Source organism: Plantactinospora sp. BB1, assembly GCF_003030385.1.
Lineage (GTDB): Bacteria > Actinomycetota > Actinomycetes > Mycobacteriales > Micromonosporaceae > Plantactinospora.
In genome coordinates this window covers 2,018,915-2,036,709 of the sequence record NZ_CP028159.1, presented here as the reverse complement: position 1 = coordinate 2,036,709, position 17,795 = coordinate 2,018,915, and the positions used below count along the sequence as shown (strand labels likewise).

Sequence of the window (17,795 nt, the reverse complement as noted above, 5' to 3'; positions counted from 1 at the left end):
ACCGGCACGACCACACGTGGCGTACCGACCGGAGCCCGGCACCCGCCCCGGGCCACCACTTCACCCTTTCGATGACCGTGAGCAGGGACTACAGCGATTTGGAAGCCGCATCGGCGCAAAACTGAGGCATCTGGGTGTCCGCTCGATCAACGGAGTGTCACTACAGTTGCGGGCATACGGAGGGAGTTGCTGTGCCCTTGAAACGACATCGGCTCTGCGAGCGCCGCAAGGCGCTCGGGTACAGCCAGGAGCGGCTGGCCGAGGTCCTCGGGGTGGAACGGTCGACCGTCGTACGGTGGGAGGGCGCCGAGACCGATCCACAGCCCTGGCATCGGACGCGTATCGCCGAGGTGCTCCAGGTAACGCTGGACCAGCTCGACGACATGCTCTGCGATGTGACCACACCGATCCGACGGGGACAGACCATGGGAGACGACTCGCGTCACTCCTCCTCGGCGGCCGTCCGAGCCGAGTTGCTCAGCGGCCTACGCACCTTCCTCACCGATTACCTGCCCGAGTCGCAACCGGAGCGGCCCGCTCGCACCCTCACCGAGGTACGCCGTGAGGTCACCCGCACTCACGCCCTCTACCACCGGGCGAGCTACAGCAGCGCTGCCCGCCTCCTGCCTGAGCTGCTCCGACACGCCACCGAGCTGACGAACAAGGGATCATGGCCGCAGCGCAGCAGCGCGTTTCGGCTGCTGGCTGCCGGTTATCTCGCGGCCTCCAAGGTCGCTGTGAAGATTGGCGATGGGGACACCGCGCTGTTGGCCGCGGATCGGGCAGCCACCGCCGCAAGAGTCGCCGACGACCTGGGGCTGGCGTCCATCGCCGCCTATCAGGCCGCCTGCGCGCTTCTTCGGCTACCCGGCCGGTTGGACGAGGCAGAGCGGGTGACACAGGCCAGCATCGAGCAGTTGGCGCAGAAGAGACCCACCACCGACCTCAATCTGCTTTCCGCGCATGGTGCCCTGCTGCTTCTGGCCGCCGTCATCGCCGCGAAGCAGGGGCAGACGCCGGCAGCGAACGCCCGGCTGACCGAGGGCCAGAGCCTGGCCGCAGAACTAAGGACCGACCAGAACCGGCTGTGGACAGGTTTCGGCCCGACCAACGTCGTCATCCACAGCGTTTCGGCTGCGGTGAAGGCCGGCAACGGCGGTCGAGCCATCGAGATCGGCGCGAAGCTCGACACCTCGCGCCTACCGTCCGCGCTGGTCGGTCGACGGGCTCAGGTGCATCTGGACCTGGCGGCGGCCACCGCCATGGCGTCCGACGGCGGCTCGCTGGCGGTACTGCACCTGCTGGAGGCGGAACGAGTCGCCCCCGAGTCCGTACGTGTCAACGTGCAGGCTCGCGCACTGCTGCTCGACCTGATGTCGAGGGAACGTCGGTCGGCTACTCCCGGCCTTCGCCCACTGGCCGAGCGAGCAGGATTGCTGACATGAGCGGGCAACCGGTCCTGTACCTCGTGGTCTGCGCCGCTCCACCGGCCCTCCGGATCGACGAACTCATCGAGCTGCTGTTGGAGGACGGCTGGGCGGTTCGGGTGATTGCAACACCAACAGCCGCGAGCTGGATCGACCGGGAGGCTCTGGCGCAGCAGACGGGTAGCCTCGTCCGCTCCGAACGCCGCAGGCCTGACGAGCCCGACCAACTGCCGAAGGCAGACGCCGTACTGGTCGCCCCCGCCACCTTCAACACGATCAACAAGTGGGCGCTCGGCATCAACGACACGCTCGCCCTGGGCATCCTCAACGAGGCACTCGGCCTCGGCCTGCCCATCCTCGTCTCCCCGTACGCCAAGGCGGCCCTGACCACGCACCCGGCGTACGACCACCATGTCCGGTTGCTCAGCGGTGCCGGCGTGATGTTCACGCCGTCCGAGGCGCTGCGATCACCGACATCGGACGGCAACTTCGAGTGGCGCCGGTTGGCCGCCGAGCTGCTCCGGCTCATAGGAGGCCATCGGGATCGTCGCTGACCGGAGGCTCAAGATTCGGACCGATCTCTGATTCGGGACTCGACCGAGCGCGCTACGCTCGCCGACGTGACGGAGCTGGCGCGTCGGGCGGACTATCGGTGGCTCGATCAGCAGCCCACGGTGGCCTGTCACATCGCAGGTGACGAACCTGCTGCCGACGGCAGCACCCCGCCGAACGATACGCATCGTCGACGGCTGGACGCTGTTCGAAACTGGCACGAGGCGTTACAGCAGTTGATTACGGACGAGGAGGATGCGCGAGCCTGGCGACGCGCCCGCTCCGAATTTGCGCAGAGACTCGGGTTGGCGCTGGTGGGGGCTACCGACCGGCAGGGCCCTGTCCGCGGTCCTGTGCTCTATGGCGTCTGGTTGCGTGCGGGTCTGCTGTACGTCGGCCAGACAGCCAATGCCCAACGCCGCTTGCGCGACCTGCCCATCGGGGAAAGCCATCATCTGGCGAACACGTTTCCACCAGAGATCTGGCACCGCGTGCTTGTGGTGATGTGGCCGGCACTTCCTGAGGCTGCCAGCATTCCCGACGCCATCTCCCCAACGGTCGCCGGACTCGCGCTCGAGCACCGGCTTCAGGAGTGGCTCCGCCCGCTTGCGAATTCGGAGCACCGCACTCGTCAAGGGGGATGGCGGCCTGTCGCCTTCGACACGAGCCAGTCGCAGGGCGCCAAGGCTGCTCCTCGGGTCGATCACCTGTTCAGGGCGGTACAGGAGATCTGGCAAGCAGCGGCCTCGGCGGACGCGGACGCGATTCGACATCCGGCCGTCCGGTGCGTGGAACCGGCGGCCTTCTTGCCCTCCATTCTGGGCCCGGGTTAGTACGCCGCGCTTCTGCTGCTGGCAAGGTGCGCGGCAATCGCCTGGTTGGCTTCCCAGCCGTCCGGGAACTTGACCGGTACGTTCAGGTGCACCGGCTCGGTCGACGGATGCGCGTCCAGCAGCTCCCCGATCCCCGCCCGGGCCACCACCACACACGCGTGCCGGTGCCGTGACACCAGTACACACAACCGCCCCGCCTCCAGGTGGAACGCGGTCGCGTCCCGCCGCCCCGACAGCGGGTGCAGCACGATCACCACGTCGTACTCCCGCCCCTGCAAGCGATTCGCCGTGTCCACCGTGATGCCGGCCCCGGCCGCCCCGAGCCGCGCCCGGATCGCCGCCACCTGGTCCCGGTGTGCCGCCCCAACAGCGATCCGGTCAGCGGTCACGGGAGCGCCGCCGGGCGCCCGCTCCGACACCGCCACCGCGCCCCGTTCCAGCACCCGCAACGCCAGCCGGGCGCAGGCCGCCGCCGCTTCCCCGTCGGTCCGCAGCGTGTGCCGCGCCGGCAGCTCGTACAGCGCCCACCCGGTGGACGCCGCCGTCTCCAACGCCTCGTCCACCGGCCCACCACCGAACCCCGCGGCCGCGAAAGACAAAGACCGTTGCGCAGCCGTGGTCCCCGCCGAGAACCCCGTGAACGGATAGAACGCCTCCGCCACCACCGGAGCCGCCGACGCCGGCAGTCGCCACGACACCGGCAACCGGTGTACCGGCAGATCGGGGTTGTGCCGCAGCAGCGCCGCCACCGCCGACTGCATCGGGTCCCAGGTCAGCCCGGTCCAGCGTTCCGTCTCCACCGTCGAGAACGGATCCAGCTGTCCCGGGTCACCCACGAACAACGCCCGGTCGAACCGCCCCGCCACCCGCAGCAGCGCGTCGGAGCGCATCTGGTACGCCTCGTCCACGATCGCCCACGGCCAGCGCCCCTCCGGGACCAGCGCCCACTTGGCGGCCGTACCGATGATCACGGACGACGGTCCCAGGTCCGCGACCTTCGCCGCGACCCGGACCGTCGAATAGTTCTTGATCCGGTCCGTCGCCGTGTAGTCGTTCGCCGACAACCGCCCGATCGGCAGCTCCGGCTTCGCCTGCGCCAGCCGGTCGATCAGGTCGTCGACCTGCTCGTTCGTCTGGGCGATCACGATCAGCGGCTCGCCCGCCTCGGCCAGCTCCCCCGCCGCCCGCACCACCAGGGTCGATTTTCCGGCCCCCGGCGGCGAGTCGACCACCACCCCACGGTGGTCCCCGCTGTGCAGGTCGGTCAGCACCTCCCCGACCACCCGCCGCGCCGCCTCGGCCGGCGGCAACACCAACCGTCCAGACCCACCACCACGGGGCATCAGCAGGCCGGAAGAACTCACGACCACTCCTCCCGAGCATCGTCCACGGTCGGCTCGACCGGCTCCTCCCACGCCTTCGGCGGCCCGCCGTGCGTCCACGGCGTCTCCTCCCGGCTCGGGAACTCCCCCGGCGGCATGAACGAGTCCGACAGCGTCGTGTAGCAGAGCCGGTCCCCCACCTCCGGCACGCTCCCCGGCGCCGGGCTCAGCGACCGCCCCAACCCACCCGACAGCTCCAACACCACGTCCGTCCGACCGGTCGACCGGTCCGGCGTCACGAAAACCACCCGGGCCTTCTGCCCCGGCCGGCTCGGCGAGTGCAGCACCGCACCCACCGTCACCTGCACCGGATCACCGGTGGTCACCTGGATCCGGGGCCGCAGCACCCGCCGCCTCCCGCTGTCGTCGATCCGGTTCGCGTCCGCCAACGTCACCTCACCCACGAACGCCTCCCCGGTCAGCCGGTGGTCGGCCATCACCAGCGGGTCGTCGTAGGCGCGCTGGACGGCGTACGACTGCAACGCCCGTTCGAGCCGGTGCAGCCGTTGGGCCGCGTTGACCGCCCCGTCCCGGCGCGGCTGCGGATAACCGCCCCCGTCGACATAGAGGGTGAAGTTGCTGAAGACGTCCCGGTCCTCGGCCCAACGCCCGGGAACCCGCGCCCCGACCGGCAGTTCCCGGAGCAGCGAGACGCCCCGCCACATCAGCTCCCAGGTCGGCGTGAGCTGCGACCGCAGGGCTTCTTCGAGTACGCCCCGAGCACGCCCCCGCCGCACCTCGTCGCCGCTCGCCACCGCCTCCTCGTATCCGGCCATCGCCGGCGCCAGTACCTCGTTGTCGAAGGTCGGATCGGTGGCCGGCCCGGCCGGCGGCCAGCGCAGCGGGTCCTCGGCGATCACCGCCGCATCCGCCCCGCTCAACCCATCCGCCGGGTCGATCCAGCCGAGCAGCGCCGCCAGATGGGCGTCTTCCAGCGCGGACTGCCCGGTCGCCCAGTGCAGTCCGAGCGCCTCGGTCATCGCCAGCAGCATCCCCGAGCCGGGGTGCTCGGCCCGGTCCGCCAGGAACGTCAGCCACTGCCCGAGCAGCGGGACAGTCGGGTGCACCGGATAGTCCCCGTCGGTACGCCGGAACCGCGTCGACCGCCCGAACATCCGGACGAAGCCGATCCCCGCCGAGTTGGGCACCAGCATCTGCGGCGCGTCGACGTACCGGTAGCGGACCTCCCTGCCCCGGTTGGCCGCGACCGCCTCGGTGACGCCCCGGAAGCTGTCCAGATAGGGCAGCAGCACCTCGGCCAGCTCGGCGGCGAAGCCGAACCGCTGGTCCCGGTTGCGGGGCTGCGGCACCACCAGCAGTCTCGGCTCGGCCGGGTCGGTGCCGACCAGTGCGGCCAGCGGGGCGTTCGCCTCGCCGGCCATGCTCAGCGGGATGAAGACCAGCGGCCGGTCCGCGACGTGCAGGTGGCGTACCGTCGTGATCCGCTGGGCGTGCCCGGCCGCCACCGCCTCGGCCCGGGCCAGCGCGGTCAGCGTGCTCACGCCACCGCCCCGGTAACCGCCACCGCCCCGGTAACCGCCACCGCCCCGGCTACCGCCACCGCCCCGGTAACCGCCACCGCCCCGGCTACCGCCACCGTCCCGGCAGCCACCGCCGCCGTCACCGGCCCGGCGGGTCCGGACAGCAGGATCATCCCGCCGTCCCGAGCACCTCGGCGCGGAGCCGGGCGGCGTTGCGGAGCAGCGCCGCCGCCTCCTCCTGCTCCTCGGCCGGGCTCAGCTCGCCCTTCGCCAGCCCGAGCGCGGTCTCGACCCGCTCGATCCCGCCCAGCTCCTCCCGGGCCGAGGTACCGAGCGCGGCGGTGCAGCCGCGCGCCTCGGCCCGGCAGAAGTAGGCCAGCTCGCAGACCGACAGGCAGTCCGGGGCGTACCGGGCCTCCACCGTCCGCAACGCCTCGACCAGCGCCTCCGGGGCCCGGGTCGGCACCCCGTCGGCGTCCGGCGCCAGGTCGAAGCTGAGGTTCGGCGGCAGGGCGGCCAACATCGTGTCGACCCTCGTCATCCGGCCGAGCTGCCGTCGCAGTACGGCCAACTGCCGGCGTACGTCGACCAGCACCGCCGTCGGGGAGTTGGAGAAGTCACGCGGGCAGACGAGTATCACGTCGTGCGCCACGATCTCCGGGTCGTGCCCGGCCTCGGCCAGCATCTGCCGCATCGCCAGCACGTAGACGGCGGCCTGGATCGCCGCCGCCGACACCTTGGCCGGGTCGGCCTGCCCGTCGACCACCGCGAACGACTTGATCTCCACGACGTGGAACCGCCCCTCGTGCTGGAAAGCGATCAGGTCCGGTTCGAGATAGACCCGCTGACCGGCCACCTCCAGGGCGAGCAGCGGGTGGTCGAAGAGCGTGCCGGCGTCCTCCTCCCCGGCGGCGGCCCGCAGCAGCAGGGCGCGGGAGCGGGCGTACCGGACCTCCGGGCTCTCCTTCTCCCGCCCGGTCACCGTCTCCAGGTCGTCGTACGCCACCTCGGGGATCGGCAGCCCGAGCCGTTCCCGGAGCAGTCTCACCAGCTCGGCGGCGCCGCTCGCCTTCACCTGCGCCTCGAACGCGTTGCCCCGGGCGATGGCGAAGCCGGACTGCCCGAACCGGGCCGGAAAGTCGATGTACGCCGCCAGCCGCTGCTTGTCCACCCCGGCCGTGTCGAGTACGGCCCGGCGGGCGCAGCCGGGATTGCGGGTCAGCGCGGCGATGGTCCGGGCGTTGTGCCGCTTCGGCTGCACCCCGCCCCGGATCGCGGCCAGCCGATCGGCGGTACTCCTGCCGGTGCCCATGCTGATGCTCGTCATGCCGTCTTCCTCTGGAGCGTCCGCAGCGTACTGCCGAAGAGTTGTTGCACGTCGTCGAGCTGTCGGCGGGCCCGGTCGGCCGCCGCCTTCCGCTGTGCCCGGTCGGTTTCGGCGTGCACCGCCTGTTCGGCCTCGGCCGCCCGGATCACCGTCTGCGGATCCACTGTGTCATGGCGATCAAGTGTTCCCGGTGCTCCGGTCGCCCCGGGGATGTTGGTGGCGAACCGCCACAGCAGCTTGTTCACCGGGGCGCTGCCGTCCGGCATCGTGCCGGCGCGCCGGGCGACCCGGACCGCCGCGGTCAGGAAGTCGACCCGGGGGCTGAGCGGGCCGACGATCCGCCGTTCGAGCGGCCAGGTGGAGACCGCGATCAGGCCGCGTGCCGGTGCCAGGTGGGCTGCGGTCAGCGCCGCGCAGAGATGGTACGGCCGGGCGTACGGCGCCGTCTCGAACGAGCGCTTCTCGTCCCGTCGCAGGTGGGTGAGGCGGTTCGCGGCCAGGCTCGGTGCCGACGGGCCGAAGAACGCCGCGTGCACCTCGGCGATCAGTCTCGGCGCGGCCGGTACGGAGAGCAGGGTCAGCGCGTGGTGTACCTGCTCACGTACCGGCAGCAGTGACCCGGCCGGTCCCGGTTCCGCCCCCACCGGCGCCTCCCCGGTGGGGGCGCTGAGGTCGGCCAGATCGGCGAGGTCGGCGACCGCCTGCTCCCAGTCGCGTTCGGCGGCCCGCAGCTCGGCCCGGAGTGCCCGGGTCCGGCTGGTGTCCCGGGTCGCCACCGCGCGCCGGATCTCGGCGCGCAGGGCGTCGATCCGGTGCTCGATCGCGTCCACCGACTCGGCCACGCTCGCAGAGTACGAGTTCCACTCTTTTCCAGCAATTACCAGCGTCGCGACGCGCCGCTCACGCTCGGGTCAACGGGTGGTGACGTGCGCCGTCCGACAGCTCACGGCCGCTGGACCGCCGGGCTGGCCGGCGCGGGCGTCACTTGGGCAGTCGCGGCTTGGCGGCCTTGAACACGCCGATGGCGAACTTCCGCAGGTCGATGTTGAGCCCCGTGACGTCGACCTGCACGTTGAACGCGCCCTTCGGCAGTTGCGCCTCGAGAATTCCGAAGCTGCCCAGGTCAGCCCAGTACGCGGTGACGCCGAGGCCGGAGACCTTCGGTGCGCCGTAGACCTGCTCCGCCTTGTCGCCGGGCCGCCAGGTCATGGTCACCTGGGTGAGGTCGTAGTCGAGGACGTAGGTGCAGCGGTTCCGGTTCCCGCTCACCTTCTGCACCGGCTTGGAGACGCCGGCCAGCTCGCTGACGATCCGGCTCACCTCCACACCCTCGACGAATCCGCACCCCGCCACCTGGGGCGGGCCGGACGGGGTGGCCGGAGCCGACGGCCGGGCCGCCGCCGGGGTGGTGGGGCCGGACCCGGCCGACGGTGACTTCTCCGCCAGCATCGACGGCAGCCTCGACAGCTCGAACTGGGTCGCGCACGAGTACGGGCCGCTGCCGTTGACCACCTCGACGCCGTCGACCTTGATCGTGCAGGTCAGCTGGTACGACAGGTCGGAGCTGTTCGCGTTGCCCTGCACGAAGAGGAGCGCGACGCCGGGCTTGGTGGTGACCTCGGTACTCCAGAAGGGCACCGTCCCCGGCGAGGTGGCCTCGACGCCAGCGCCGTCCGGACCGGCGTAGCTGATCTTCAGGTTCTCGTTGGCCGTGCCGGAGGCACTGATCGAGTACGACACCTTGTGTGCGGGTTCCACCTGCGGCTCGGGCACCTCACCTGGCCCGCAGCCGCCCACCACCGTGACAATCCCGATCAGCACCAACGCCGCCATCCGTCGCACCCGGGGCACCCTACCGGACGCCTCCGACCAGCGCCGGCCCCGACGGTCCTGGTTGGACCGCCGCCGGAAACCGGCCGCGTCGGGTCGCCGCGCTCCGCTAGGCTCCGGGGCCGTGCGCAGAGCGGTGACGACCTTGGTGCTGACGATCCTGCTGACCAGTGGCCTGGTCGGCTGTCGGCCGGACCCCGTCGAACGGATCAATCCGCCGATCACGGTGTTCCTCACCGCCGACGTGACCCCGGAGCAGAAGCAGGCGGTGCAGGAGAGACTGCGCGACGTACCGGACGCGGCCGAGGTCACCTTCCAGAGCCGGGAGCAGGCGTACGCGGACATCAAGGAGCGGTTGGCGGAGGACCCGGAACTGCTCGACGGGGTACGCGCCGACAAGCTCCCCGAGTCCTTCAAGCTGACCCTGCGCGACCGGGACGCCTTCGACCGCGCCGTCGCCGGTCCGCTCGTCGCCGAGCTGCGTGCGCTGCCCGGCGTCGACGACGTGGTCTATTTCAAGGGCGAGTCAGCGCTCACGCCGCCGCCGTCGGCCCCGGCCGTGGCCAACTGCGCCTGGGGAAGCCTGTCGCCCGCGCCGAAGCAGGGCGACTGGCGCGAGATCTGGGTCTACCTGTCGAGGACGATCTCGGAGTCCGAGCGGCAGGCGGTCGAGTCCAAGCTGCGCGCCCTCCCCGACGTGGTCGCGGTGCGGTTGAAGCCCCGGGACGACACCGACGGTACGGCTACGGCCGCTCCGGACCGCGCCGGGGCGGCCACCCCGACGCTGCCACCTCGGGGCAACGATCTGTACCAGGTCGAGCTGGCCGACCAGGCCGCCGCCAACCGGGCCGCCACCTCCGAACTGGACACCGAACTCTGCCGGCTGCCCGGTGTCGCCCGGGTGGTGCTGCCGCCGAAGCGGGACGGCTGACAAGCTCCTGCCGCCGGCGGGACGGCTGACAAGCTCCTGCCGCCGGTGGCAGCCGGTCACCCGCCCAGCCGCTGCCGGGCCAGGAACTTGGGCACCACCATCCGCCACGCCTCGGTGACCAGCTCGGTCATCTGCTCGTGGTCCAGCCGGGCGAGGTGGCAGCACACCCAGTTGAAGCGCAGATCCGACTCGCCGGGCAGGAAGAACAGCGCGGGGTCGCCGGCGACCAGGGCGGCGCGCTCCTCCTTCGGGAAGCCGAAACCCATCGTCGTCTCGTCCCGGGAGAAGGCGACGTAGACGATCGCGCCGACCCGGAACTTCACCCGGTCGCGGATCAGGTGCTCGCTGCTGCGCGGCAGCGTCCGGGCCAGGGCCCGTACGTCGGCTACGGTCACCACCGGCCGAGCGTACCGAGGGGTACCGACAACCGACGCCGCGTGCCCGGCCCGGCTCAGCGAAGATTCTTCCGCCGACCGGCAACCGATCCGCCGTGTCACTCCGATAACGAGTAGACGCAGTGGAGAGGAGCCCGGGTGACGGCGGAAGAGGACCAGGACTACGTCGAGTACGTCTCGGCGTCACTCGGCCGATTACGACGGACCGCGTACCTGCTCTGCGGTGACGCCAACCGGGCCGACGACATCGTCCAGTCGACGCTGGTCTCCGTCTATCTACGTTGGTCGAGAATCCGCACCGTCGACAACCTCGACGGCTACGTGCACCGCATCCTGGTACGCCGCTACGTCGACGAGAGCCGCCGCTCCTGGGCCCGGGTGCTGCTCGCCTGGCGGGTACCGGAGCTGGCGGCGGAACCCGCCGGCAGCAGCGAGGACGCCGACGCCGTACGGGCCGCGCTCGGCACGCTGAGCCGCAGCCAGCGCAGCGTACTGGTGCTGCGGTTCTTCTGTGACATGTCGGTGGCCGAGACGGCGGCCGTACTGAACTGCTCCGCCGGCACCGTCAAGAGCCAGACCTCCCGGGGCCTCACCGCCATGCGGGACCTGCTGCGCGACCAGTGGCCGACAAGCATCCCGGGTCAGTTACAGGAAGCGGGTAACCAGTGACGGAGCTCGACGACGAAGACGCCCGCTACCTGCGGGCCCGGCTGGCCACCGTCACCCCTCCGGCGGGGCGGCTCAGCGCGGACGGGCTGCTGGCCGCCGGGCGCCGGGCCGGCCGACGACGGCGTACCACGGCGACCGCGCTCGGGGCGCTGCTGCCGGCCGCCGCGCTCGTGCTGGTGGCGGGCGGGTTCCTCCCCTGGGACGACGACACCGCCCCGCTCCCGGGTCCGGCCGGGACCCCCACGCCCAGCGTCTCCCCGGCGACCGCCGCCTGCACCCTCGAACGGCTGCCGCTGCCGTCCGGCGCCACCTCGGGAGCGGTGCTGGCCGGTTCCCCGAACGGGCGGCACCTGGTCGGCAGCTTCCAGCGACCCGGGATCGCCAACCTTCCCGCCTGGTGGGTGGACGGGCGCCTCCGGCAGATTCCGGTCGAGGCCGACGCGATGGCCAGGGACGTCAATGACAGCGGCACGGTGGTGGGCGACGGTCCCGGCCCGGACGGGAAGAGCGCCCCGTGGGCGTACGTGGACGGCAAGCTGGTCTGGCTGCCGCTCCCGCCCGGCTTCACCAGCGGCACGGCGCACGGGATCAACGCCCGGGGCGACGTCGTCGGCTCGCTGGGCGGCAAGCCGGATCGGGCCGTCGTCTGGCGCGACACCAGCACCTCGCCGCGGGCCGACCTGCTGTCGGCGCCGGAGGCCGGCGCCTACGCCATCGGCATCTCCGACTCCGGGGTGGTGATCGGCGGCCTGTTCGATGCCGGCCGGTCCGGTTCCGCCACGCCCTACCGGTGGGACGCCGACGGCCAGGGCGCCGCGCTGCCGCTGCCGGCGGGCGTGGACCGCGGCTCGGTGCGCGGCATCCGGGGCAACTGGGCGCACGGTACGGCGGCCAAGAGCAACGGCGTACCCGCCCTCGGCACCGGGCCACCGATGCCGGTGTTGTGGGACCTGGAGAAGGGCACCGCCACCATCGTGGACGGCGGCATGGTCATCCCGGGTGCGGGCAACGCCCGGGGACAACTGCTGCTGCTGCACCGGGACGGCATCGTCCTGCTCCGCGATCCGGACGGTACCCAGCGGAAACTGCCGGGCGAGGAGGGCTGGCGCTACGGAGCCAGTGCGCTGGACGACAGCGGTGACCGGATCGCCGGCAGCGGCGGCGCTCGCCCCGTCCACTGGAACTGCCGGGACTAGCAGTCGACGGCCGGCGCGGTCCGGGTTCGGGCCGGGCCGCTCGCGGAACCGCTCAGCGGGCGTCGACCGGGGTCTGCGCGGCCAGGTGCTGGCGGGCGAACTCCAGCGCCGCCCGCAGGTCGCTCTCCCGGTCGGCGCGGCTGCGGGCCCGCCGGGTGGAGACCTCCACCGCGACCGAGCCGGTGAAGCCACGGCCGGCGAGCGAGGTCAGCAGCTCCGCGCAGGGCTGGGTGCCCCGGCCGGGCACCAGGTGCTCGTCGCGGCCCTCGCCGGTGCCGTCCCCGAGGTGTACGTGCGCCAGCCCGGCCCCCATCGTGTCGGCCATCTCCAGCGCGTCGCTGTGCGAGGCGGCACAGTGCGACAGGTCCAGGGTGTAGGCGGGGTAGCCGATGTCGGTCGGATTCCACCCCGGCATGTACGGCACGAACTCCCGGCCGGCCATCCGGACCGGGTACATGTTCTCCACGGCGAACCGGATCCCCGGGTGCTCGGCGCCGAGCTTGCCGAGGCCGTCGACGAACGAGCGGGCGTACTCCCGCTGCCAGGTGAACGGCGGGTGCACCACCACCGTCGGCGCTTCCAGGGTCTCGGCCAGCACCGCCGAGCGGCGCAGCCGCTCCCACGGGTCGGAACTCCAGACCCGCTGGGTGACCAGCAGGCAGGGCGAGTGCACCGAGAGCACCGGTACGCCGTAGTGCCGGGCCAGGCCCTGTAGCGCCCCGGCGTCCTGGCTCACCGCGTCGGTCCAGACCATCACCTCGACCCCGTCGTAGCCGAGCGCCGCCGCCATCTCGAAGGCGGCCGCGGTCGGCTCCGGGAAGACCGAGGAACTGGACAGCAGTACGCGGGTGGTCACGGTCTCAGGGTAGCCCGATCCGGCACATCCCACCCGGTCGCGGATCGGGCGCAAAGCCTCAGTAGCGGACGAAAGCCCAGGTCAGACCAGCTCTCGTGGCCCCTGCGCCGGCTCCAGCAGATCGAGTCGGCGCAGGATCACACCCTCCCGGAGCGCCCACGGGCAGATGTCCAGCTTCTCCACCCCGAGCCGGCGCATCGCCGCCTCGGCCACGATCGCCCCGGCCAGCAACTGGTGCGCCCGGCGGGCGCTGACCCCTTCGAGTTCGGCGAGCTTGCCCGGCGGGATGTGCCGGATGAAGCCGATCACCTGCCGCAGCCCGGTCTGGGAGAGGCTGCGCGGCGCCCAGAGCCCGTCCGACGACGGTGCCGCGCCGGCCAGCCGGGCCAGGGTCCGGAAGGTCTTGCTGGTGGCGGCGACCCGGTCCCAGCCGACCTCGACGGTGTCGTCGACCACGGCGTCGAGCATCTCCTCGACGTACGCCTCCAGCTTGGCCACCGCCGCCGACGACGGGGTGTGGTTGCTCTCCGGCCCCACCTCCAGCCACTCCCGGGTGAGCCGGCCGGCGCCGAGCGGCAGCGACTGGGCGAACTCGGGCTCCTCGTCGATCCCGGCCGCCACCTCCAGCGAACCGCCGCCGATGTCCAGCACCAGCAGCCGACCGGCGGACCAGCCGAACCAGCGGCGTACGGCGAGGAAGGTCATCCGGGCCTCGTCGGCACCGGAGAGCACCTGGAGGAGTACCCCGGTCTCGGTCCGGACCCGGGCCAGCACCTCCGGCGCGTTGGTGGCGTCCCGGACCGCGGAGGTCGCGAAGGCCAGCAGGTCGTCGGCGGTCAGCCGGGCCGCCGCCATCTTCGCCTCGTTCACCGCCGCGACCAGGGCGTCGGCGCCGGCCACCGGCAACGCACCGTCCCGGCCGATCTGCTCGGCGAGCCGGATCACCGCCTTCTCGGAGTGCGCCGGCCAGGGATGGGCGCCGTGGTGCGCGTCCACGACCAGAAGGTGCACGGTGTTGGAACCGACATCAAGCACGCCGAGTCGCATGGCAAAGACACTAGACGCAGGTCGCGGGCGGAGAGCGGGCGTAGGCTGACCGGGTGGCAGCAGCACGCGACCAGCTCCGGATCCTGGTGGACGACCCCGCCGACCCGCGCGCCCGGGAGGTCCCGCTCGACTTTCCCCGGGAGTGGCTCGAATTCACCGACCCGGCCGACCCCGAGCACCTGATCCGGGCCGACCTGACCTGGCTGCTCTCCCGCTGGACCTGCGTCTTCGGCCAGACCTGCCACGGCATCATCGCCGGCCGGGCCGCCGACGGCTGCTGCTCGCACGGCGCGTTCTTCACCGACGCCGACGACGAGAAGCGGGTCCGGTCGGCGGTCAAGCGGCTCACCCCGCAGACCTGGCAGCACTACCGGCGCGGCTTCAAGAACTACACCGAGATGGACTCGGTGGACGGCGAGACCCCGGCCCGACGTACGGCGACCCGCAGTGAGGAGGCGCCGTGCGTCTTCCTCAACGACGCCGACTTTCCCGGCGGGGGCGGCTGCGCGCTGCACGCCCAGGCGCTGCGCGACGGCGTACACCCGCTGGAATACAAGCCGGACGTCTGCTGGCAACTGCCGGTACGCCGGGACCAGGACTGGGTCAAGCGCCCGGACGGGACGAAGGTGCTGGTCAGCACGCTGGGCGAGTTCGACCGGCGGGGCTGGGGCGCGGGCGGGCACGACCTCGACTGGTGGTGCACCTCGTCGCCGGAGGCGCACGTCGGCACCGAGGCGATGTATCTGTCGTACTCCCCGGAGCTGACCGCGCTGATCGGCAAGCCGGCGTACGCGAAGCTGGCCGAACTCTGCGCCGAGCGCGAGCGGCGCGGGCTGGTGGCGACGCATCCGGCGACCGCCGGGGCCGACCCGGTGCTCGACCGTGCCGAGGAGCCCGGCCGGGAACCGGCCAGCCCGAAGGCCGCCGCCGCCGGACGGCGTCCGGCGGCGCAGCGCCGGCCGCGCGGCACGCCCCGCTGACGGGGTGAAGGGGTCCGGCCTACGGCTCGAACTTGTAGCCGAGGCCCCGGACGGTGACGATGAAGCGCGGCGCGGAGGGCTCCGGCTCGACCTTGGAACGCAGCCGCTTCACGTGTACGTCGAGGGTCTTGGTGTCGCCGACGTAGTCCGCGCCCCAGACCCGGTCGATCAACTGCCCCCGGGTGAGCACCCGCCCGGCGTTGCGGAGCAGCAGCTCCAGCAGCTCGAACTCCTTGAGCGGGAGCTGCACCGTGGAGCCGTCGACGGTGACCACGTGCCGCTCGATGTCCATCCGGACCGGGCCGGCGGCCAGCGTCGGGGTGCCCGGTTCGACGGTTTCGTTGCCGCGTCGCCGCAGTACGGCCCGGACCCGGGCGACCAGCTCGCGCGGCGAGTACGGCTTCGTCACGTAGTCGTCGGCGCCGATCTCCAGCCCGACGACCTTGTCGATCTCGCTGTCCCGGGCGGTGACCATGATGATCGGTACCTGGGAGCGCTGGCGGAGCTGCCGGCACACCTCGGTACCGGACATCTCGGGCAGCATCAGGTCGAGCAGCACGATGTCCGCGCCGGTACGGTCGAACTCGGTCAGCGCCGCCGTACCGGTCGCCGCGGCCGAGACCTCGAATCCTTCCTTGCGCAGCAGGTAGGAGAGGGCGTCGGAAAACGACTCCTCATCCTCGACCACGAGTACGCGGGCCACGGACTTTCCTCTCTGGTGTCGGTCCGGCTCGGAACTATCCGAACGAACCGGTCTCGATCTCAACTGACGGGGCTGGCGGCAGGAAGGCGTCCGGCGGACGCGCGGGAAGCCGGAGGGTGAACGTCGAGCCACCCCCAAGAGTGCTCGACACCTCGACCCGGCCGCCATGGTTGGTGGCGATGTGCTTGACGATCGCGAGGCCGAGGCCGGTGCCGCCGGTCTGCCGGGACCGGGCCTGGTCCGCCCGGTAGAACCGCTCGAAGATCCGTCCCACGTCGTCCGGGGCGATCCCGATGCCCTGGTCGGTGACGGCGATCTCGATGTGTTCACCGGTACTCCGCAGCGCCACCGTCACCTCGGTCCGCTCCGCCGAGTACGCGATCGCGTTCTCCACCAGGTTGCTGACCGCGGTGGCGATCTGGCTGTCGCTGCCGTAGACGGTGAGGTCCCGTTCGCCCTCGACCACGACGGTGATCTGCCGGGCGGTGGCGGCGGTCCGGGTCCGGTCGACCACCTCGGCGGTGACCCAGTCCAGCGCGACCGGTTCCGGCGCGGGCAGCGGCTCCGCGCCCTGCAACCGGGTGAGTTCGAGCAGTTCGTTGACGAGCTTGCCGAGCCGGGTGGACTCGTGCTGGATCCGCTCGGCGAACCGGCGGGCCGCCGCCATGTCCTCGCCCGGGTCCAGCGTCCCGTTTCCGGTGCTCTGGTCGGTGGCGTCCAGCAGCGCCTCGGCGAGCAGCTGCAACGCGCCGATCGGGGTCTTCAGCTCGTGGCTGACGTTGGCCACGAAGTCCCGGCGGACCCGGGCGACCCGGTGCGCCTCGGTCACGTCGGCCGCCTCGACCGCGATGTAACCGGAGCCGAGCCCCATCGCCCGCAGGTGCACGCCGAGCGGGTCGGACATCCCGCCCTCGCGGCCCCGGGGCAGGTCGAGCTCGACCTCGCGGCGCACTCCGGTGCGCCGCACCTGGCCGGCCAGGGTACGGATGATCGGGTGCGCGGCGACGGTGCCCGGGGAACTGCCGACCCGGAGCAGTCCCATCGCCCGGGCGGCCGGGTTCACCAGGACCGGTACGTCGTGTGCGTCGAGGACGACCACCCCGACCCGGAGCGAGTCCAGGCTCTTACGGCCGAGTCCCGACAGCCCGCCGGCCTGCTCGTCAGTGCCTATCGCCGGCCTCCTGTTGCTGCGTGTCCCGGCTCGCCCGGTCACGATGCGCCCGGCCGGGAGCCATCTGGCGACCCGGTGGCGGAGCGGACCGAGGGACAGGCCGAGGCCGAGCCCGACGAGCACGCCCGCGACCACCCCCCATTCCACGCGGCGATCGTAGGGTCATCGTTAACCTGTCGACCAGGCAAAATCGGGCGAATCACGCGGCCATCCGAGAATGTTCACCCGCCGGTCCGGTGCCGTTCACCGTTGTTCACCCCGGCGCCGCCGGATCCCCCTACCGTTGTCCGGACCGACACCCCACCGTCCGGGCGCGAACCCGCCACGGCCGGCGAAACCGCCACCTCCCAGCAGGACGTGATCATGCGCGACGAATTCCGGATCGACCTGAACATCGTGAGCCAGTTGCTGGTCGACATGGCCGAGGCGATCCGGGTCGCCATGCGGCAGGCCACCCGAGCACTGCTCACCGCCGACCGGACGGCCGCCGAGGGCGTGATCGAGCGGGACGCGGAGATCGACGCCCTCTACCGGCAGGTCGAGGAGCGGGTCTGCGACCTGCTGGCCCGGCAGGCGCCGGTCGCCTCCGACCTGCGGGCCCTGGTCACCGCCCTGCACGTCGCCGCCGACCTGGAGCGGATGGGGGACCTCGCCGACCACGTGGCCAAGACGGCCGTACGCCGGCACCCGTCCCCCGCCGTACCCGCCGAGCTGCGGCCGGTCTTCACCGAGATGGCCGGGGTGGCGGACCGGATCGCCGACAAGATCGCGAACGTACTCTCCAAGCCCGACGCCACCCTCGCCGCCGAACTGGACTCCGACGACGACGCCATGGACGAGCTGCACCGGCAACTCTTCGCGGTGCTGCTCGCCGACGACTGGCCGTACGGGGTGGAGACCGCGATCGACGCCACCCTGCTCGGCCGCTTCTACGAGCGGTACGCCGACCACGCGGTGAACGCCGGCCGCCGGGTCGTCTACCTGGTCACCGGCGAAACCCAGGTGTGAGGGAGGG

Annotated in this window: 19 protein-coding genes; 8 read left to right on the top strand and 11 right to left on the bottom strand. The window is 72.0% G+C overall.

The window, feature by feature from the left end:
• The first annotated feature begins 191 nt into the window (after positions 1 to 191).
• The 3 genes from C6W10_RS08695 to C6W10_RS37190 all read left to right on the top strand — a co-directional run bounded on the left by C6W10_RS08695 (position 192) and on the right by C6W10_RS37190 (position 2,812).
• A complete protein-coding gene (locus C6W10_RS08695) occupies positions 192 to 1,445 on the top strand; it encodes a helix-turn-helix transcriptional regulator (RefSeq protein ID WP_159104521.1) in 1,254 nt (417 codons plus the stop codon).
• Positions 1,442 to 1,981, top strand: a complete 540-nt coding sequence (locus tag C6W10_RS08690; RefSeq protein WP_107257621.1) for a flavoprotein — start codon at positions 1,442 to 1,444, stop codon at positions 1,979 to 1,981. The genes C6W10_RS08695 and C6W10_RS08690 overlap by 4 nt, the downstream gene beginning before the upstream one ends.
• Before the next feature lie 66 nt (positions 1,982 to 2,047).
• On the top strand, positions 2,048 to 2,812 hold the full coding sequence (locus C6W10_RS37190; protein WP_159104520.1) for a hypothetical protein: 765 nt from the start codon (positions 2,048 to 2,050) through the stop codon (positions 2,810 to 2,812).
• Here C6W10_RS37190 and C6W10_RS08680 read toward each other — a convergent pair.
• The 6 genes from C6W10_RS08680 to C6W10_RS08655 all read right to left on the bottom strand — a co-directional run bounded on the left by C6W10_RS08680 (position 2,809) and on the right by C6W10_RS08655 (position 8,844).
• Positions 2,809 to 4,155: an AAA domain-containing protein gene (locus tag C6W10_RS08680; protein ID WP_107263774.1), complete on the bottom strand. Its 1,347-nt coding sequence runs from the start codon at positions 4,153 to 4,155 to the stop codon at positions 2,809 to 2,811. The genes C6W10_RS37190 and C6W10_RS08680 overlap by 4 nt on opposite strands.
• Before the next feature lie 17 nt (positions 4,156 to 4,172).
• Positions 4,173 to 5,696, bottom strand: a complete 1,524-nt coding sequence (locus C6W10_RS08675; protein ID WP_107257619.1) for a hypothetical protein — start codon at positions 5,694 to 5,696, stop codon at positions 4,173 to 4,175.
• Positions 5,693 to 5,848 carry a hypothetical protein gene (locus tag C6W10_RS08670; RefSeq protein ID WP_159104519.1) on the bottom strand — a complete coding sequence of 52 codons (156 nt, stop codon included), beginning with the start codon at positions 5,846 to 5,848 and terminating at the stop codon, positions 5,693 to 5,695. Before C6W10_RS08670 ends, C6W10_RS08675 begins: the two co-directional genes overlap by 4 nt.
• Positions 5,845 to 7,002, bottom strand: coding sequence for a hypothetical protein (locus C6W10_RS08665; protein ID WP_234359451.1), 1,158 nt, complete (start codon positions 7,000 to 7,002; stop codon positions 5,845 to 5,847). The genes C6W10_RS08670 and C6W10_RS08665 overlap by 4 nt, the downstream gene beginning before the upstream one ends.
• Positions 6,999 to 7,844: a hypothetical protein gene (locus C6W10_RS08660; RefSeq protein WP_107257618.1), complete on the bottom strand. Its 846-nt coding sequence runs from the start codon at positions 7,842 to 7,844 to the stop codon at positions 6,999 to 7,001. The genes C6W10_RS08665 and C6W10_RS08660 overlap by 4 nt, the downstream gene beginning before the upstream one ends.
• Positions 7,845 to 7,983: 139 nt before the next feature.
• A complete protein-coding gene (locus C6W10_RS08655; protein ID WP_159104518.1) occupies positions 7,984 to 8,844 on the bottom strand; it encodes a hypothetical protein in 861 nt (286 codons plus the stop codon).
• 112 nt (positions 8,845 to 8,956) lie between these two features.
• Between C6W10_RS08655 and C6W10_RS08650 the strand changes: the two genes are divergently transcribed.
• Positions 8,957 to 9,763, top strand: coding sequence for a permease-like cell division protein FtsX (locus C6W10_RS08650; RefSeq protein ID WP_159104517.1), 807 nt, complete (start codon positions 8,957 to 8,959; stop codon positions 9,761 to 9,763).
• Between the two features lie 56 nt (positions 9,764 to 9,819).
• On the opposite strand, the gene C6W10_RS08645 is transcribed toward C6W10_RS08650, so the two are convergent.
• Positions 9,820 to 10,161: an MmcQ/YjbR family DNA-binding protein gene (locus tag C6W10_RS08645; RefSeq protein WP_107257615.1), complete on the bottom strand. Its 342-nt coding sequence runs from the start codon at positions 10,159 to 10,161 to the stop codon at positions 9,820 to 9,822.
• Positions 10,162 to 10,296: 135 nt separating this feature from the next.
• Between C6W10_RS08645 and C6W10_RS08640 the strand changes: the two genes are divergently transcribed.
• Together C6W10_RS08640 and C6W10_RS08635 are read left to right on the top strand one after the other, a co-directional pair.
• Positions 10,297 to 10,827, top strand: coding sequence for a SigE family RNA polymerase sigma factor (locus tag C6W10_RS08640; RefSeq protein WP_107257614.1), 531 nt, complete (start codon positions 10,297 to 10,299; stop codon positions 10,825 to 10,827).
• Positions 10,824 to 12,023 (top strand): hypothetical protein, encoded by a 1,200-nt coding sequence (locus C6W10_RS08635; protein ID WP_107257613.1) that lies wholly within the window; start codon positions 10,824 to 10,826, stop codon positions 12,021 to 12,023. Before C6W10_RS08640 ends, C6W10_RS08635 begins: the two co-directional genes overlap by 4 nt.
• 52 nt (positions 12,024 to 12,075) lie before the next feature.
• Here the strand turns inward: C6W10_RS08635 and C6W10_RS08630 are convergent, their stop codons facing one another.
• A complete protein-coding gene (locus C6W10_RS08630) occupies positions 12,076 to 12,813 on the bottom strand; it encodes a sugar phosphate isomerase/epimerase (RefSeq protein ID WP_107263772.1) in 738 nt (245 codons plus the stop codon).
• A gap of 147 nt (positions 12,814 to 12,960) precedes the next feature.
• Positions 12,961 to 13,926 (bottom strand): Ppx/GppA phosphatase family protein, encoded by a 966-nt coding sequence (locus C6W10_RS08625; protein ID WP_107257612.1) that lies wholly within the window; start codon positions 13,924 to 13,926, stop codon positions 12,961 to 12,963.
• An 80-nt stretch (positions 13,927 to 14,006) separates the two neighbouring features.
• Here C6W10_RS08625 and C6W10_RS08620 point away from each other — a divergent pair, with 80 nt between their 5' ends.
• Positions 14,007 to 14,906, top strand: a complete 900-nt coding sequence (locus C6W10_RS08620; RefSeq protein WP_107263771.1) for a hypothetical protein — start codon at positions 14,007 to 14,009, stop codon at positions 14,904 to 14,906.
• A gap of 19 nt (positions 14,907 to 14,925) precedes the next feature.
• On the opposite strand, the gene C6W10_RS08615 is transcribed toward C6W10_RS08620, so the two are convergent.
• Both C6W10_RS08615 and C6W10_RS08610 read right to left on the bottom strand, forming a co-directional pair.
• The gene (locus C6W10_RS08615) at positions 14,926 to 15,609 is read right to left on the bottom strand and encodes a response regulator transcription factor (protein ID WP_107257611.1); all 684 of its coding nucleotides are present in this window, start codon (positions 15,607 to 15,609) and stop codon (positions 14,926 to 14,928) included.
• A gap of 34 nt (positions 15,610 to 15,643) precedes the next feature.
• The gene (locus tag C6W10_RS08610) at positions 15,644 to 16,927 is read right to left on the bottom strand and encodes a cell wall metabolism sensor histidine kinase WalK (protein WP_107257610.1); all 1,284 of its coding nucleotides are present in this window, start codon (positions 16,925 to 16,927) and stop codon (positions 15,644 to 15,646) included.
• Positions 16,928 to 17,143: 216 nt separating this feature from the next.
• On the opposite strand from C6W10_RS08610, the gene phoU reads away from it, so the two are divergent.
• A complete protein-coding gene (gene phoU / locus C6W10_RS08605) occupies positions 17,144 to 17,788 on the top strand; it encodes a phosphate signaling complex protein PhoU (RefSeq protein ID WP_107263770.1) in 645 nt (214 codons plus the stop codon).
• The last annotated feature ends 7 nt before the right edge of the window (positions 17,789 to 17,795 follow it).